This is a genomic window from Enterobacter sp. GD03975 (assembly GCF_029838645.1).
Taxonomy (GTDB): Bacteria; Pseudomonadota; Gammaproteobacteria; order Enterobacterales; family Enterobacteriaceae; genus Enterobacter; species Enterobacter quasihormaechei.
Map to the genome: position 1 here is coordinate 307,520 of NZ_JAOBZC010000004.1, position 16,576 is coordinate 324,095.

17 protein-coding genes are annotated in these 16,576 nt (G+C 56.0%); 7 read left to right on the forward strand and 10 right to left on the reverse strand.

Going from position 1 to position 16,576, the window contains the following annotated elements:
• Nucleotides 1-54 precede the first annotated feature (54 nt).
• Nucleotides 55-396, forward strand: a complete 342-nt coding sequence (locus N5C09_RS10125; protein ID WP_193033413.1) for a FlxA-like family protein — start codon at nt 55-57, stop codon at nt 394-396.
• On the opposite strand, the gene N5C09_RS10130 is transcribed toward N5C09_RS10125, so the two are convergent.
• The gene (locus tag N5C09_RS10130) at nt 387-1,328 is read right to left on the reverse strand and encodes a LysR family transcriptional regulator (protein ID WP_279748977.1); all 942 of its coding nucleotides are present in this window, start codon (nt 1,326-1,328) and stop codon (nt 387-389) included. The two genes, N5C09_RS10125 and N5C09_RS10130, sit on opposite strands and share 10 nt — an antisense overlap.
• An 89-nt stretch (nt 1,329-1,417) precedes the next feature.
• Between N5C09_RS10130 and N5C09_RS10135 the strand changes: the two genes are divergently transcribed.
• On the forward strand, nt 1,418-2,413 hold the full coding sequence (locus N5C09_RS10135) for a bile acid:sodium symporter (protein ID WP_279748978.1): 996 nt from the start codon (nt 1,418-1,420) through the stop codon (nt 2,411-2,413).
• Here the strand turns inward: N5C09_RS10135 and N5C09_RS10140 are convergent.
• The 3 genes from N5C09_RS10140 to zipA form a co-directional block, all read right to left on the reverse strand.
• On the reverse strand, nt 2,410-2,625 hold the full coding sequence (locus N5C09_RS10140; protein WP_063868110.1) for a DUF3820 family protein: 216 nt from the start codon (nt 2,623-2,625) through the stop codon (nt 2,410-2,412). The two genes, N5C09_RS10135 and N5C09_RS10140, sit on opposite strands and share 4 nt — an antisense overlap.
• A 1-nt stretch (nt 2,626) precedes the next feature.
• On the reverse strand, nt 2,627-4,642 hold the full coding sequence (ligA, locus tag N5C09_RS10145) for an NAD-dependent DNA ligase LigA (protein ID WP_107533453.1): 2,016 nt from the start codon (nt 4,640-4,642) through the stop codon (nt 2,627-2,629).
• 68 nt (nt 4,643-4,710) lie between these two features.
• Nucleotides 4,711-5,724, reverse strand: a complete 1,014-nt coding sequence (zipA, locus tag N5C09_RS10150; RefSeq protein WP_279748979.1) for a cell division protein ZipA — start codon at nt 5,722-5,724, stop codon at nt 4,711-4,713.
• Between the two features lie 229 nt (nt 5,725-5,953).
• Here zipA and cysZ point away from each other — a divergent pair, with 229 nt between their 5' ends.
• The 5 genes from cysZ to crr all read left to right on the forward strand — a co-directional run bounded on the left by cysZ (nt 5,954) and on the right by crr (nt 10,745).
• Nucleotides 5,954-6,715, forward strand: coding sequence for a sulfate transporter CysZ (cysZ, locus tag N5C09_RS10155; protein WP_063868105.1), 762 nt, complete (start codon nt 5,954-5,956; stop codon nt 6,713-6,715).
• A 163-nt stretch (nt 6,716-6,878) separates the two neighbouring features.
• On the forward strand, nt 6,879-7,850 hold the full coding sequence (gene cysK / locus N5C09_RS10160; protein WP_006811453.1) for a cysteine synthase A: 972 nt from the start codon (nt 6,879-6,881) through the stop codon (nt 7,848-7,850).
• A gap of 317 nt (nt 7,851-8,167) precedes the next feature.
• Nucleotides 8,168-8,425, forward strand: a complete 258-nt coding sequence (gene ptsH, locus N5C09_RS10165) for a phosphocarrier protein Hpr (protein ID WP_000487600.1) — start codon at nt 8,168-8,170, stop codon at nt 8,423-8,425.
• Nucleotides 8,426-8,470: 45 nt separating this feature from the next.
• Nucleotides 8,471-10,198, forward strand: a complete 1,728-nt coding sequence (gene ptsI / locus N5C09_RS10170; RefSeq protein ID WP_006811455.1) for a phosphoenolpyruvate-protein phosphotransferase PtsI — start codon at nt 8,471-8,473, stop codon at nt 10,196-10,198.
• Nucleotides 10,199-10,241: 43 nt separating this feature from the next.
• A complete protein-coding gene (gene crr, locus N5C09_RS10175) occupies nt 10,242-10,745 on the forward strand; it encodes a PTS glucose transporter subunit IIA (protein ID WP_022648946.1) in 504 nt (167 codons plus the stop codon).
• Between the two features lie 44 nt (nt 10,746-10,789).
• On the opposite strand, the gene pdxK is transcribed toward crr, so the two are convergent.
• The 6 genes from pdxK to N5C09_RS10205 all read right to left on the reverse strand — a co-directional run bounded on the left by pdxK (nt 10,790) and on the right by N5C09_RS10205 (nt 16,462).
• A complete protein-coding gene (gene pdxK / locus N5C09_RS10180) occupies nt 10,790-11,626 on the reverse strand; it encodes a pyridoxine/pyridoxal/pyridoxamine kinase (RefSeq protein WP_063868102.1) in 837 nt (278 codons plus the stop codon).
• 5 nt (nt 11,627-11,631) lie between these two features.
• Nucleotides 11,632-12,543 carry a cysteine synthase CysM gene (gene cysM, locus N5C09_RS10185; protein ID WP_279748980.1) on the reverse strand — a complete coding sequence of 304 codons (912 nt, stop codon included), beginning with the start codon at nt 12,541-12,543 and terminating at the stop codon, nt 11,632-11,634.
• A 113-nt stretch (nt 12,544-12,656) separates the two neighbouring features.
• Nucleotides 12,657-13,751 (reverse strand): sulfate/thiosulfate ABC transporter ATP-binding protein CysA, encoded by a 1,095-nt coding sequence (cysA, locus tag N5C09_RS10190; protein WP_063868097.1) that lies wholly within the window; start codon nt 13,749-13,751, stop codon nt 12,657-12,659.
• Complete coding sequence (gene cysW, locus N5C09_RS10195) at nt 13,741-14,616, reverse strand: sulfate/thiosulfate ABC transporter permease CysW (RefSeq protein WP_063868095.1); 876 nt, start codon at nt 14,614-14,616, stop codon at nt 13,741-13,743. Before cysW ends, cysA begins: the two co-directional genes overlap by 11 nt.
• Entirely contained in the window at nt 14,616-15,449 is an 834-nt protein-coding gene (gene cysT / locus N5C09_RS10200; RefSeq protein ID WP_107533459.1) for a sulfate/thiosulfate ABC transporter permease CysT, read from the reverse strand. The genes cysW and cysT overlap by 1 nt, the downstream gene beginning before the upstream one ends.
• Entirely contained in the window at nt 15,449-16,462 is a 1,014-nt protein-coding gene (locus tag N5C09_RS10205) for a sulfate ABC transporter substrate-binding protein (RefSeq protein WP_279748981.1), read from the reverse strand. Before N5C09_RS10205 ends, cysT begins: the two co-directional genes overlap by 1 nt.
• Nucleotides 16,463-16,576 lie beyond the last annotated feature (114 nt).

Below are 16,576 nucleotides of genomic sequence, written 5' to 3' on the forward strand. Positions count from 1 at the left end.
AAGCTCACGCCTTCTTTGCCGATACCTCTATTTTATGGCGAAAAGGATCTCAATATGACAACTCTTAAGCCCGTTTCTCTGTCGGCGATGGACATCGGCAGCGTAGACAACAGCTCCGGCGGAAACGACATTGCTTCCAGGATTTCCCGTCTGACCAAACAGATAACGAAAGTCACTCAGCAGCTCAAAGAAGTCGCCATGGGTGATGCCACGGCAGAAGAGAAGCAAAAGCAGCAGGAATTACTCGAATCTCAGCTGGCTATGTTGCAGGCACAGCTGGCGCAATTGCTGCGTCAGCAGGCAGAAGAGGCAATGCCAAAACAGGAAAACGGTCAGGCCGTGGCGGAAGGCATCAATAAGCCCTCCGCAGACCATAAGGTTGATATCTACATCTGATCGCTGTTTTCGTTAAAGAGCGGATCGCGCGTGCGGGCCTCCATCAAACGCCCGGCCTGCATGCGCACCACATCCCAGCAGGCGTGCGCCGCTCCAGAAAGAGACCTGTTTTTACGGCGTACCAGCATCAGCTGGCGTTCAATACAGGGCAAGAAACGCTTTACCGTTAAACGACTCCCCTGCGGCAGTGGCAGTGCCAGCGCCGGCAGAACGCTGATGCCAATCCCCGCTTCGACCATGGGGAACAGCGTGGCAGGATGCCCAATTTCCTGCACAATGGTTGCCTTAACGCCCTGCGCGGTCATTGCGGCATCTATCAGCGGACGGCTGCCTGAAGCATAATCCTGTAGCACCAGGTTTGCCCCCTGCAAGGCTTGCCAGGTCACCTGCGGCAGCGATGCCAGGGGGTCATCATCGCGGCAGAGCAATAAAAAGGGCTCCGAGAGCACCACTTCACATTCCAGGTCGCTTACCGCTCCGGGGTCAATGACAATCCCGAAATCCACGTCTCCCTGACGAATACTCTCCAGCACCCACTGCTGCGGCCTGTCGTGCAAAACAAAATCGATATCCGGATAGCGGTGATTACTTTCCGCAATGCACTGAGGAATAAGATGCGCCGAAATCGTCTGGCTCGCCGCGACTCTCACGGTGCCGGAAAGCTGTTGCCCGAGCCGCCCGACATCCCGCAGCATACTGTTCAGTTCATCCAGCAGCCTCTCCAGACGCGTTGCCAGCTGCTGTCCCGCTTCGGTGAGCACCACTTCCCGCGTCGTACGGTCGAGCAGCTTCACCCCGGTTTGCGTTTCAAGCTCCTTAACGCTATGGCTCACCGCCGACTGGCTGAGGCCGATCATCTCCCCTGCCCGGCTAAAGCTGCGGGCCTGCGCGACGGTGACGAAAACGCGAAGCTGACGTAACGAATAATTCATCTGTTTAATTCATGAATGGATGCAATAAATCAATTTTATTTCTCAAAGGGAAGAAAGCACAATAGCGACATCTGTTTTCAGGAGTGATTATGAAACTTTTTCGTATCCTTGATCCGTTCACGCTGACCCTGATTGGTGTCGTCTTGCTGGCCTCGTTTTTCCCGGCGCGAGGCAGTTTTGTGCCCATTATTGAAGGCGTGACCACGGCAGCCATTGCCCTGCTGTTCTTTATGCATGGCGCCAAGCTTTCCCGGGAGGCCATTATTGCAGGCGGTAGCCACTGGCGACTGCACCTCTGGGTAATGTGCAGCACCTTTATCCTCTTCCCGGTACTGGGCGTGCTGTTTGCCTGGTGGGCGCCGGTGAATGTCGACCCCGCACTGTATTCCGGCTTCCTCTATCTGTGCATTTTGCCGGCCACGGTGCAGTCCGCTATTGCTTTTACCTCGCTGGCGGGCGGCAACGTCGCGGCGGCGGTTTGCTCTGCTTCCGCTTCCAGCCTGCTGGGGATCTTCGTTTCACCGCTGCTGGTCGGTCTGCTGATGAACATGCACGGTGCGGAGGGCAACCTGGAACAGGTGGGTAAAATTTGTCTGCAACTGCTGCTGCCGTTTGTGCTCGGACACTTATCCCGACCCTGGATTGGGGAGTTTGTGGCGAAACACAAAAAATGGATCGGCAAAACGGATCAAAGCTCCATTCTGCTGGTGGTTTACACGGCCTTTAGCGAAGCCGTTGTGAACGGCATCTGGCACAAGGTGGGCGCCGGATCGCTGCTGTTTATTGTAGTGGTGAGCATTGTTCTGCTGGCCATTGTCATCGCGGTCAACGTCTTTGTGGCCCGCAGGTGCGGCTTCAATAAGGCCGATGAAATCACCATCGTCTTCTGCGGGTCGAAAAAGAGCCTGGCTAACGGGATCCCGATGGCCAATATCCTGTTCCCGACATCGGTCATTGGGATGATGGTGCTGCCGCTGATGATTTTCCATCAGATCCAGCTGATGGTGTGTGCGGTACTGGCGCGGCGCTACAAGGCGCAGACGGAAAAGCTGGCGCAGGAAGCGACCCGCGCCGCGAAAGCTTAAGGACGCTTCAGGGGCTGAACCAGCTGGGTCAGCCCCTCAGTTTTGATCACTAACGTGATAGCCATCAGCTCGCCCAGACGCCCGGCGGGGAACGCATCCTTACGGGCAAACCACAGCAGATACTCTTCCGGTAAATCAATCAGCCTGCGGCCCTTATATTTACCGAACGGCATCTCCGTATTGGCGATCTCAACGAGCTGCTCTTTTTCCACGTTATTCTCCTAACAGGCGCATCATTTCGTCTTCGTCGATCACCTCGATGCCGAGCTCCTGCGCTTTGGCCAGCTTCGAGCCGGCCGCTTCCCCGGCAATCACCAGATCGGTTTTCTTCGACACGCTGCCCGCCACTTTCGCCCCCAGCGCCACCAGTCGGGCCTTCGCGTCATCGCGCGAAAGCTGACTCAGGCTACCGGTCAGCACCACCGTTTTACCGGCAAACGGGCTGTCGATCTCGTCGGCATTCACCACTACCGGGGCGGGCCAGTGAATCCCCTGCTCCAGTAATTTACCGATCACCTCACGGTTGCTCTCTTCGGCGAAGAAGTTAAAGACGTGGGTGGCGACCACGATGCCGACATCCGGGACTTTCTGAAGCTCGTCGATGCTGGCTTTCTCCAGCGCCTCCAGCGTGCCGAAATACGCCGCCAGCCCCGCCGCCGTCGCCTCCCCGACTTCACGAATGCCGAGCGCGTAGAGGAATCGGGCAAAGGTGGTGTTTTTGGCTGCCTCAAGCGCGTTGACGACGTTCTGGGCGGATTTCGGTCCCATACGATCGAGGCCGGTCAGCTTGCCTGCCGTCAGCGTAAAGAGGTCCGCTGGCGTATGGACATACTCTTTCTCAACTAACTGGTCGATGATCTTGTCACCCATTCCGTCCACGTCCATCGCCCGGCGTGAGACAAAGTGCTTCAGGGACTCTTTACGCTGCGCGCCGCAGATTAACCCGCCCGTACAGCGCGTTACCGCTTCGCCTTCCACGCGCTCTACGTCAGAACCGCATACCGGACAGTGGGCCGGAAACTCAATGGCGCGGGTGTCGGCAGGACGCTCTGACTCCACAACGTTGACCACCTGCGGGATCACGTCGCCCGCGCGGCGAATCACCACTTTGTCACCGATGCGCAGGCCCAGGCGGGCAATTTCATCGGCGTTATGCAGCGTGGCGTTGCTCACCAGCACGCCGGCCACCTGTACAGGCTCCAGACGCGCTACCGGCGTAATCGCCCCCGTACGCCCTACCTGAAACTCCACGTCGCGAACGAAGGTCATCTGCTCCTGCGCCGGGAACTTAAAGGCCACCGCCCAGCGCGGCGCACGGGCCACAAACCCTAACTGTTCCTGCAACGCCAGGGAGTTAACCTTGATCACCACGCCATCAATATCAAACCCGAGAGTGGGGCGATCCTCTTCAACCTTACGGTAGAACGCCAGCACCGCCTCCGGAGAGTCGCAGAGCTGCACGCGGTTGCTTACCGGTAACCCCCACTCTTTGAACTGCAATAAGCGCCCGAGATGGGTATCTGGCAGCTCGCCGCCCTCCAGGATCCCGACGCCATAGCAGAAGAAAGTAAGCGGTCGCTTCGCGGTGATGCGCGGATCGAGCTGACGCAGAGAACCTGCCGCCGCGTTACGCGGGTTAGCAAACACTTTTCCCCCGGTACGACGCGCTTCTTCATTGATCTTTTCAAAGCCCGCCTGCGGAAGGAACACCTCCCCGCGCACTTCCAGCCGGGCTGGAATGTTCTCGCCACGCAGCTTCAGCGGGATCGCACGTATGGTGCGCACGTTGGTGGTGATATCTTCCCCGGTGGTGCCATCGCCGCGCGTTGCGGCACGCACCATCACGCCGTTCTCATAAAGAATGCTGACGGCCAGACCGTCCAGCTTCAGCTCGCAGCACCAGCTCAGATTGTCGACACTCTTCAGGCGATCCTGTACGCGCTTGTTGAAAGCCAGAAAACTCTCTTCATCAAAAACGTTATCCAGCGACAGCATCGGCACTTCGTGACGCACCTGGCTGAAAGCGCCCAGCGGCTCGGCGCCGACGCGCTGCGTCGGGGAGTCTGGCGTGATCAGCTCCGGATGCTGCGCTTCCAGCTCGCGCAGTTCACGCATCAGGCGGTCATATTCCGCATCCGGCACTTCCGGTGCATCCATAACATGATAGAGATATTCATGATGGCGAAGCGTGGTTCGCAGTTCAGTAAGTTGTTGTTCGATTGAGTCCATATCGCACCATCAATGAGAAAAACCCCCGACAAGCGGGGGTTGAGGAGGGGTTGACGTTAACGCGACGATTACGCGTTCGCTTCCTTAACTTCGCGGATGCGGTCCTGATATTCGCGCAGTTTCTGCGGCGTCATCATTCGACGCTGATCGTCGAGCACCACACCGCCCACTTCGTCGGCGATGTGCTGAGCGGACTGTAGCATCAGCTTAAAGTTTTGCAGTTCGTCACCGTAGGACGGCACCTGCATAAAGATCGTTACGCCTGGCGTGACGAAATCACCGGTCATTTCCGGGTCAAACGTGCCTGGATTCACCATATTGGCCAGGCTAAACAGTGCCGGGCCGCTGCCGTCAGGACTCAGGTGGCGATGGAAAATATTCATGTCGCCGAACTTGAAGCCTGCCTGCTGGATGCTGTTAAGCAGCACGTCACCGTTCAGATGGGTGCCGTGATGGGCAGCCACGTTCATGATGATCACTGCTTCTTTACGCTGCGGCTTTTCAACAACCGGTTCTGGCGCTGCTACCGGCTCTGGCTCAACGCGCGGAGCGGGCTGTGCCGCAGGCGGTACGGGTTCAGGCTGCGGTTGCTGCACTGGCTGCGGCTGCTGTACCGGCTGTGGCTGCTGAGCCGGCTGTGGCTGTTGCACTGGCTGAGCAGGCTGATGCACAGGTTGCGGCTGTACAGGCTGTGGCGCAACGGGCTGCGGTTGCACAGGCTGCTGCGGCGGATGACGCACAGGTTCTTCCACTGGCTGCGGCGCTGGCTGGCGCGGCTGGGCAGAGGCATACGGTGGTTGATACTGGTGCTGCGGAGCGCGGGGAGCTTCATGCTCTCCATGCGCTGCGCCGGGCGCAGTATTGACCCGATGAACACGGACTTCACCCACGCCGTCGTCGTCAAGGCCGTCGACGTCGTCTTCAACGTCATCGTCGTCACGACTGGACTTCATGCGCTTCAGTGGACGATCGCGAAACATAGAGGAACGCTCTTTACGGCTGGTCCAGAAACCATGTACCAGTAAAGCGATTATGGCGATCGCGCCAACAATGATTAATATCAGACGCAAATCCTGCATCATTATATTCTCTGTTGTTCTAACACCTTGCCACCACGGCAAACATTTACTCACTAAGAGTATTTGCCGTTTACGTCAAGTGCAAGTGTATGCAGAGCATTCACAGCATAAAGATGAACTAAATCGTGCTTTTTGCTGGTTTTTCGAACATTTCCGAACTGGTCATTGGCCCGTAACTGGATAATATAGGCGGGCAATTCCACTGGTTGTGTAAAAAGGAGTACAGCCTGGTATGGTTTCAACATCTTCTTCTGCCCCACGTAGCGGGGTCTGGTATTTTTCACAGGGCTGGAAACTGGTCTCCCTGCCGGGCATTCGACGCTTCGTTATTTTGCCGCTGCTGATCAACATTCTTCTGATGGGGGGCGCGTTTTGGTGGCTGTTCACCAGGCTGGAAAGCTGGATCCCTTCCCTGATGAGCTATGTGCCGGACTGGTTACAGTGGCTTGACTACCTGCTCTGGCCGATAGCGGTCATTTCCGTGTTGCTGGTTTTCGGCTATTTCTTTTCGACGATAGCAAACTGGATAGCCGCGCCGTTCAACGGTCTGCTGGCCGAACAGCTGGAAGCGCGCCTGACCGGTGCGACCCCGCCTGACACGGGCGTACTGGGGATCATGAAGGATATCCCGCGCATCATGAAGCGCGAATGGCAGAAATTTGCCTGGTACCTGCCGCGCGCGATTGTGCTGCTTATCCTTTATTTCATCCCTGGTATCGGCCAGACGGTGGCACCCGTACTGTGGTTCCTGTTCAGCGCCTGGATGCTCGCTATCCAGTACTGCGACTACCCGTTCGATAACCATAAGGTGCCGTTTAAAGAGATGCGCACCGCCCTGCGCACTCAGAAGGTTGCCAATATGCAGTTCGGCGCGCTCACCAGCCTGTTCACCATGATTCCATTCCTGAATCTGTTCATTATGCCCGTTGCCGTTTGCGGCGCGACGGCGATGTGGGTGGACTGCTACCGTGCTAAGCACGCGTTATGGAAATAATGCAAAAATGTGTAAAAGAGGGGTGGCTTATGCCGCCCCTTATTCCATACTGATCCCCATTATTTCCTTGCAGCATATAGATATGCGATTTCCTTACTTCCCCATACTTATTCAACAGGTATGCTGGGTCGGTATCCCAATTTCATACAGTTAAGGACAGGCCATGAGTAAGATTTATGAAGACAACTCGCTGACTATCGGTCATACGCCCCTGGTTCGACTGAACCGTATCGGTAATGGACGCATTCTGGCGAAGGTCGAATCTCGTAACCCAAGCTTCAGCGTGAAATGCCGTATCGGTGCAAATATGATTTGGGATGCTGAAAAACGTGGCGTGCTGAAGCCCGGCGTTGAGTTGGTGGAACCGACCAGCGGTAACACCGGTATTGCCCTGGCCTACGTTGCGGCGGCGCGCGGCTATAAGCTGACGCTGACCATGCCTGAAACCATGAGCATTGAGCGTCGCAAGCTGCTGAAAGCGCTGGGTGCGAATCTGGTCCTGACCGAAGGCGCGAAAGGCATGAAGGGTGCGATTCAGAAAGCGGAAGAAATCGTCGCCAGCGATCCGGCAAAATATCTGCTGCTTCAGCAGTTCAGCAATCCGGCCAACCCGGAAATTCATGAAAAAACCACCGGTCCGGAAATCTGGGAAGATACCGACGGCCAGGTTGATGTCTTTATCTCCGGCGTAGGTACCGGCGGTACGCTGACCGGCGTGTCTCGCTATATTAAAGGCACGAAAGGTAAAAAAGATCTGATTACCGTTGCCGTTGAGCCAACCGACTCACCGGTTATCGCTCAGGCGCTGGCGGGAGAAGAGATTAAGCCAGGCCCACACAAAATTCAGGGTATCGGCGCAGGCTTTATTCCAGGCAACCTGGATCTGAAGCTGATCGACAAAGTGGTTGCCATTACCAATGAAGAAGCCATCTCCACGGCGCGTCGCCTGATGGACGAGGAAGGCATTCTGGCGGGTATATCTTCCGGTGCGGCGGTTGCAGCTGCCCTCAAACTTCTGGAAGATGAAACCTTTACCAATAAGAATATTGTGGTTATCCTGCCTTCTTCGGGTGAGCGTTACTTGAGCACCGCCCTGTTTGCCGATCTCTTCACGGAGAAAGAACTGCAACAGTGATGCCAGCATGTTAAAAACGCGTAAAAAAGCACCTTTTCAGGTGCTTTTTTGTGGCCTGCTTCAAACTTTTACCCCTCCTGGCATTGCTTCACCCCGTTGGGTCTGGTATTTAAACCAGCAATTATTTTGATGCGCGAAATTAATCAGTGAACGAAATAGCGCTGCTGAATCGATTTTATGATTTGGTTCAAGTCTTGCTTTCACTGCATAATGTTTAATGACGATTGAAACGTCAGCGCTAACAATACAGGCTAAAGTTAAGTCGCCAGGCTAGACTTTAGTTCCACAACACTAAACCTATAAGTTGGGGAAATACAATGTTCCAGCAAGAAGTTACCATTACCGCTCCGAACGGTCTGCACACCCGCCCTGCTGCTCAGTTTGTTAAAGAAGCGAAAGGCTTCACTTCTGAAATCACTGTGACTTCCAACGGCAAAAGCGCTAGCGCAAAAAGCCTGTTCAAACTGCAAACTCTGGGCCTGACTCAGGGTACCGTTGTTACCATTTCTGCTGAAGGTGAAGACGAGCAGAAAGCAGTTGAGCATCTGGTTAAGCTGATGGCTGAACTCGAGTAAGTTTACCGGGTTCTTTTCAATATCAGTCACAAGTAAGGTAGGGTTATGATTTCAGGCATTTTAGCATCCCCGGGTATCGCTTTCGGCAAAGCACTGCTGCTGAAAGAAGACGAAATCGTCATTGACCGGAAAAAAATTTCTGCCGACAAGGTTGATCAGGAAGTTGAACGTTTTCTGAGCGGTCGTGCCAAGGCATCTGCGCAACTGGAAGCGATTAAAACTAAAGCTGGTGAAACTTTCGGTGAAGAAAAAGAAGCCATCTTCGAAGGGCACATTATGCTGCTCGAAGATGAGGAGCTGGAGCAGGAAATCATAGCCCTGATTAAAGATAAAGGCATGACGGCCGACGCGGCTGCGCATGAAGTTATCGAAGGTCAGGCTTCTGCCCTGGAAGAGCTGGACGATGAATACCTGAAAGAGCGTGCGGCTGACGTACGTGACATCGGTAAGCGCCTGCTGCGCAACATCCTGGGTCTGGCCATCATCGATCTGAGCGCGATTCAGGACGAAGTGATCCTGGTTGCCGCTGACCTGACCCCGTCTGAAACCGCACAGCTGAACCTGAACAAGGTGCTGGGTTTCATTACCGATGCAGGTGGCCGTACTTCCCACACCTCAATCATGGCGCGTTCTCTGGAACTGCCAGCTATCGTGGGTACCGGTAGCGTCACCTCGCAGGTGAAAAACGACGACTATCTGATTCTGGATGCCGTAAACAACGTGGTTTACGTCAACCCAACTAACGATGTGATCGAGCAGCTGCGTTCCGTTCAGGAGCAGGTTGCCACCGAGAAAGCGGAACTCGCTAAACTGAAAGACCTGCCGGCCATCACGCTGGACGGACATCAGGTTGAAGTGTGCGCTAACATCGGTACCGTACGCGACGTTGACGGCGCTGAGCGCAACGGTGCGGAAGGTGTTGGTCTGTATCGTACTGAATTCCTGTTCATGGACCGCGACGCACTGCCAACTGAAGAAGAGCAGTTTGCCGCGTACAAAGCGGTTGCCGAAGCGTGTGGCTCACAGGCCGTAATCGTTCGCACCATGGACATCGGCGGCGACAAAGAGCTGCCGTACATGAACTTCCCGAAAGAAGAGAACCCGTTCCTGGGCTGGCGTGCCGTGCGTATCGCCATGGATCGCAAAGAGATCCTGCGTGACCAGGTTCGCGCTATCCTGCGTGCTTCCGCTTTCGGTAAACTGCGCATCATGTTCCCGATGATCATCTCTGTTGAAGAAGTGCGTGCACTGAAGAAAGAGATCGAAATCTACAAGCAGGAACTGCGTGACGAAGGTAAAGCGTTTGACGAGTCAATCGAGATCGGCGTAATGGTGGAAACACCGGCAGCCGCGACCATTGCGCGTCATTTAGCCAAAGAAGTTGATTTCTTTAGTATCGGTACCAATGATTTAACGCAGTACACCCTGGCAGTTGACCGTGGTAATGATATGATTTCACATCTCTACCAGCCAATGTCGCCGTCTGTACTGAATTTGATCAAGCAAGTTATTGATGCTTCTCATGCAGAAGGTAAATGGACTGGCATGTGTGGTGAGCTTGCAGGCGACGAACGTGCTACACTTCTGTTGCTGGGTATGGGTCTGGACGAATTCTCTATGAGCGCCATTTCCATCCCGCGCATCAAGAAGATTATCCGTAACACGAACTTCGAAGATGCGAAGGTATTAGCAGAGCAGGCTCTTGCTCAACCGACAACGGACGAGTTAATGACGCTGGTTAACAAGTTCATTGAAGAAAAAACAATCTGCTAATCCACGAGATGCGGCCCAAATTACTGCTTAGGAGATAAGTCTAATGGGTTTATTTAGTAAACTGTTCGGTGACAAAAGCAATAGCGACTCCGGAACTATTGAGATTGTTGCTCCGCTCTCCGGCGAGATCGTCAACATCGAAGACGTGCCGGATGTAGTGTTTGCTGAGAAAATCGTTGGTGATGGCATTGCTATCAAACCAACTGGCAACAAAATGGTTGCTCCAGTTGACGGTACCATTGGTAAGATTTTTGAAACCAACCATGCGTTCTCTATCGAATCTGATAGCGGTATCGAACTGTTTGTTCACTTCGGTATCGACACCGTTGAACTGAAAGGCGAAGGCTTCAAACGTATCGCGGAAGAAGGCCAGCGTGTGAAAGTTGGCGACCCGGTGATTGAATTCGATCTGCCACTGCTGGAAGAAAAAGCGAAGTCTACCCTGACTCCGGTTGTTATCTCCAACATGGACGAAATCAAAGAGCTGATCAAACTGTCTGGCAGCGTTACCGTGGGTGAAACCCCGGTTATCCGCATCAAGAAGTAATTCTTGCCGCACGGTAAAATGGCGCCTTCGGGCGCCATTTTTGTTTATGCAGGCAGAATAAGCTCGTCGTAGCCTTTCGACTGCGTGTAGATCATCACGTCAGTCACTCTGTCACCCGCCATGCGAATGGCGTCAGCCACGGTTTTCCCCCCGACGATACCGCTCACCAGCTCCGAACAAAACAGATCGCCCGTCCCTTTCAGGTCCGTCTCTACGCGCGGGTGCGCGCTTACGGTAACGCCCTCTTCGCTGACCAGCACCACGTGGATATTCTGCGGATCGTCAGCCACTGGCGCGCTGGTAATGGCCACCCACTTCAGCGTGTCGGAGAGCAGCCCCTGCGCGGCGGCGATGGCGCTCTCTGGCGTACGGCACGATTTACCGCTCAACACTTCCAGTTCAAACACGTTGGGCGTAATGCCCTGGGCCAGCGGCAGCAGGTGCTCACGGTAGGCTTCAGGAATTTCAGGTTTCACGTACATCCCGCTGTCGACGTCCCCGATTACCGGGTCAACCAGCACCAGCAGATCGGGATGCTGTACCTTTATCGCCTTTAGCCACTGCGCCAACAGCACGATCTGGCTGGCGCTGCCCATATAGCCGGTCGTGACCGCTTTTAGTTCGCGCAGGATCTCGCGCTCTTCCAGCGCCTTAAGGTAGCCGCTAAACCACTCATCCGGGATGACACCGCCGTAGAAGGTATCGTAGTGCGGCGTATTGCTGAACAGCACCGTTGGCACGGCGGTAACGTTCAGCCGGTGGGTGCGAATATTCGGCACCGCGATGCTGTTGCCTACGCTGCCGTACACCACCTGCGACTGTACGGCGACAATATCGGTTTGCTGCGCCCGGGTATTATCCCGGAATAAAATCATCTCCATGACGCTTAGATCCCCGCCCCCTGCGAATAACTCTCTTCACCAAAGACGCCGGTAGACAGGTAACGATCGCCGCGATCGCAAATAATCGCAACCACCACCGCTCCCGGCGTGGAATTGGCCACCCGGATCGCACCCGCTACGGCACCGCCAGAGCTGACGCCGCAGAAGATGCCTTCACACACGGCCAGCTCACGCATGGTATTTTCCGCCTCGCGCTGATGAATATCCAGCACCTGGTCCACAAGCTGCGCATTAAAGATGCCCGGCATATACTCCGCGGGCCAGCGGCGAATGCCCGGAATACTGCTTCCCTCTTCCGGTTGCAGGCCGACAATCGTCACCGGGCTTGCCTGCTCGCGCAGAAAGCGTGACACACCGGTGATCGTGCCCGTGGTGCCCATGCTGGAGACAAAGTGGGTGATACGCCCGTCGGTTTGCTGCCAGATTTCCGGGCCGGTGGTGGTGTAGTGCGCGTACGGGTTGTCCGGGTTATTGAACTGGTCGAGCAGCTTGCCTTCCCCGCGCCCGGCCATCGCCAGCGCCAGGTCGCGCGCCCCTTCCATCCCCTGCTCTTTGCTCACCAGAATCAGCTCGGCCCCGTAGGCGCGCATGGCGGCCCGGCGCTCCTGGCTCATGTTGTCCGGCATCAGCAGCTTCATGCGATAGCCCTTCAGCGCGGCAATCATCGCCAGTGCGATACCGGTATTACCGCTGGTGGCTTCAATTAACACGTCTCCGGGCATTATCTCGCCGCGCTTTTCGGCCTGGACAATCATCGACAGCGCCGCCCGGTCTTTTACCGAGCCTGCCGGGTTATTGCCTTCGAGTTTGACCCAGATTTCGCTGCCGTTGTCCGGCACCATGCGCTGAAGTTTGACCAGAGGGGTGTTGCCGATGGTGTTTTCTAATGTATTCATGATCGCTGTCCAATAAAAAGCCCGGTGGCGCGCAGCGATCCGGGCCTACAGACGTCATATTGTAGGCCGGGTAAGCGCAGCGCCACCCGGCAAAACTACGTAATCCTAACCTATCAGGCTGACTCCGCCAGAGCAATATCCTCGCGCGTCTCGATGCGCTCGTTGCCGTGATAAATGCGCGCGTGTTGCAGCCCCACAAACAGGCGTTCCCCCCGGTGTGGCGGCTCGTCGTCACGCATAACCACGGTCAGCGGCTCGGTATACCAGCCCAGCGGCTGAACGACCAACTGGGTGTAGTGACCTTTAGGGCTCGCTTCCAGCACCTGCACCGGGAGCGGTGAATCCAGGCTGGTACGGCGGCTGACGTCCACTTCCCACGGACGCAGGAACAGATCGACCGGCCCCTGATGCGCCGGGGTGTAGCCCAGCGGCCAGCGGTGCGCGCCAACGTGGAACTGACCGCCGCGTATGGTGCCCTGAAGACGGTTCACCTCGCCCATAAACTCCAGCACGAAGCGGGTCGCCGGTTCACGCCAGAGCTGCTCTGGCTCGTCAACCTGCTCAATGTTGCCCTGACTCATCACCACCACGCGGTCGGCCACTTCCATCGCCTCTTCCTGATCGTGGGTCACGAAAACGCTGGTGAACTGGAGCTCTTCATGCAGCTGACGCAGCCAGCGGCGCAGCTCTTTTCGCACCTGCGCATCCAGCGCGCCGAACGGTTCATCCAGCAGCAAAATTTGCGGCTCAACGGCCAACGCGCGCGCCAGCGCCACGCGCTGCTTCTGTCCACCTGAAAGCTGGGCCGGGAAACGGTCCGCCAGGTGAGCCAGCTGCACCATCTCCAGCAGTTTGGTCACTTTCGCTTTGATGGTGGCCGCATTCGGACGCTCACGACGCGGCAGTACGGTCAGGCCAAACGCGATGTTGTCGAATACCGTCATGTGGCGGAACAGGGCGTAATGCTGGAACACAAAGCCCACCTTACGGTCGCGGGCATGCAGGCGGCTAACGTCCGTACCGTGGAAGCGGATATGTCCGCTGGTCTGATGTTCAAGCCCGGCGATAATACGCAGCAGCGTGGTTTTACCGGAGCCAGACGGCCCCAGCAGCGCCACCATTTGTCCGGAAGGGATATCCAGCGAGATATCATTCAGCACCTGGGTGCGACCAAAAGACTTCTTAATATTGGCAATCTCAATGCTCATGATTTCCCTCCTGATGCTGACGTTTTTCCTGATTCTCTAAACGCCACTGCACCACACTCTTCAAAAACAGGGTCAAAATCGCCATCAGCGTCAGCAACGCTGCGGCAGTAAAGGAACCGACGGTGTTGTAGTCCTGTTCCAGTAATTCAATCTGTAGCGGCAGCGACAGGGTTTCGCCGCGAATCGAGCCGGATACCACCGACACCGCGCCAAACTCTCCAATCGCACGGGCGTTGGTCAGCACCACGCCGTAAAGCAGCGCCCAGCGGATATTCGGCAGCGTCACGCGGCGGAACATCTGCCAGCCGGAGGCGCCCAGCAGCACGGCCGCTTCATCTTCATGGCTGCCCTGGCTTAACATCACCGGCACCAGCTCGCGCACCACGAACGGACAGGTCACAAAGACCGTCACCAGCACCATGCCCGGCCAGGCGAACATAATTTGCAGGTCGTGTTCATCCAGCCAGCCGCCCAGTGGGCCGTTAGAGCCGTAAAACAGCAGATAGACCAGACCGGCCACCACCGGCGACACCGCAAACGGGATATCCAGCAGGGTCAGCAGCAGCTGACGCCCCGGGAAGTTAAAGCGGGTCACCAGCCAGGCCAGCAATACGCCAAACACCAGATTCACCGGAACGGTGATCAGGGCAATCATCACCGTCAGCCAGATGGCGTTGAGCATGTCCGGATCGGCCAGGTTTTGCAGCGCGGGCATAATCCCTTTGCTGAAGGCCTGAACGAAGATGTACACCATCGGCACAACGAGAATGAAGGCAGAGACCAGCACACCCGTACCAATCAGAAACCATTTGCCCCAGTTGATGCGGGGCGCGTCATAGCGCTTCAATTGCGTAACTTCCGCCATCAGTGACCTACCACACGTCGACCAAAGCGACTTTGCAGAGTGTTAATCGAGAACAGCAGCAGCAGCGACGCGGCAAGGATCACCGAGGCAATCGCGCTCGCGGCCGGATAATCAAACTCCTGCAAACGGACAAAAATCATCAGCGAGGTCACTTCGGTTTTCCACGCGATGTTCCCGGCGATAAAAATGACCGCGCCAAATTCACCGAGGCTGCGGGTAAACGAGAGCGCAACACCCGCCAGCAGGGCCGGAGAAAGTTCTGGCAGCACAACCTTACGGAAACTCTGCCAGCGCGTGGCCCCCAGCGTTTCCGCGGCCTCTTCATATTCAGGGCCTAATTCTTCCAGCACCGGCTGCACGGTACGCACCACAAATGGGATGCTGGTAAAGGCCATCGCCACCGCGATACCGAGCCAGGTATAGGTCACTTTGATATCAAACTTCGCCAGCCATTCGCCGTAGAAGCCGTTTACGGAGAACAGCGACGCCAGCGTCAAGCCGGCCACCGCCGTCGGCAGCGCAAAGGGCAGATCCATCAGCGCGTCGAGCAGCGTACGGCCCGGGAAGCGATAGCGGGTTAAGATCCACGCCATCAGCAGGCCAAACACGCCGTTGAAAATCGAGGCCACGAACGCCGACAGCAGCGTGACCTTGTAGGCCGCCACCACCTGCGGGTTAGTGACCACTTCCCAGTACTGGGACCAGCTCATCTCAGAGAGCTGCACCACCAGCGCGCTGAGCGGCAACAGCAAAATCAGACAGACGAACAGCAGGCTGGTCCCGAGGCTTAAGGTAAAGCCCGGCAGCACGCGTCTGGAGGAGACTGCAAACATTACTTACGCCCCGCCGCCAGCAGTTTGTCTAACTCACCGCCGCTGGCAAAATGGGTTTTCATCACCTCAGGCCAGGCGCCGAAATGGTCTTCCACGCGGAACAGCGCGGTCTGCGGGAATTTATCCTTCAGCTTGTTCGTTACGTCCGGATTGTTGACGCGGTAGTAATAGTCAGTAATCACCGTCTGCGCCTGCGGGCTGTACAGATAGTTGAGATAGGCTTTTGCGGCCTTTTCGGTGCCGTTAGCCTTAACGTTTTTATCTACCCACGCCACCGGGAACTCGGCCAGAATATTAGTTTTTGGGATAATGACCTCAAACCCCTGCGCTTCATACTGCTTGCGGATGTTGTTCACTTCGGATTCGAAGCTGATCAGCACGTCGCCCAGCCCGCGCTCGGCGAAGGTGGTGGTTGCGCCACGGCCGCCGGTATCAAACACCTCGACGTTTTTCAGGAACTGGGTCATAAACTGTTCGGTTTTCGCTTTATCGTTACCGTCAGCTTTGTCCGCCGCCCCCCACGCCGCCAGGTAGGTATAACGCGCGTTGCCGGAAGTTTTCGGGTTCGGGAAGATCAGCTTTACGTCAGAACGCACCAGGTCGTTCCAGTCGTGAATGTTTTTCGGGTTGCCCTTGCGCACCAGGAAGCCCATGGTGGAGTAGAACGGTGAGCTGTTGTTCGGCAGGCGGCTTTGCCAGTCCGCCGGGATCAGCTTGCCTCTGTCGTGCAGGATCTGCACGTCCGTCACCTGGTTATAGGTCACCACATCCGCCTTCAGCCCCTGCAAAATGGCCAGCGCCTGCTTGGACGAGCCGGCGTGAGACTGTTTGATGGTCAGCTTGTCGCCGTTGTTCTCTTTCGCCCACTGCTGTTCGAAGGCGGGATTAAGGGCGGCAAACAGCTCGCGCGAAACATCATAAGAACTGTTCAGTAACTCAGTTGCCTGCGCCTGCGCCACCAGCAGTAAGCCTGCCAGTGCCAGCGATCCTTTTTTCAGTACAGTAACGGCCATTGCGCGCCCTTATAAATGTGATGACTATCTTATAGTCATAATATTTATAACGGAGTCTAAAGGAGTAACGGTTTTATATACCGTTTGGTGATTTGGAAGCAGAAAAGGGAATAA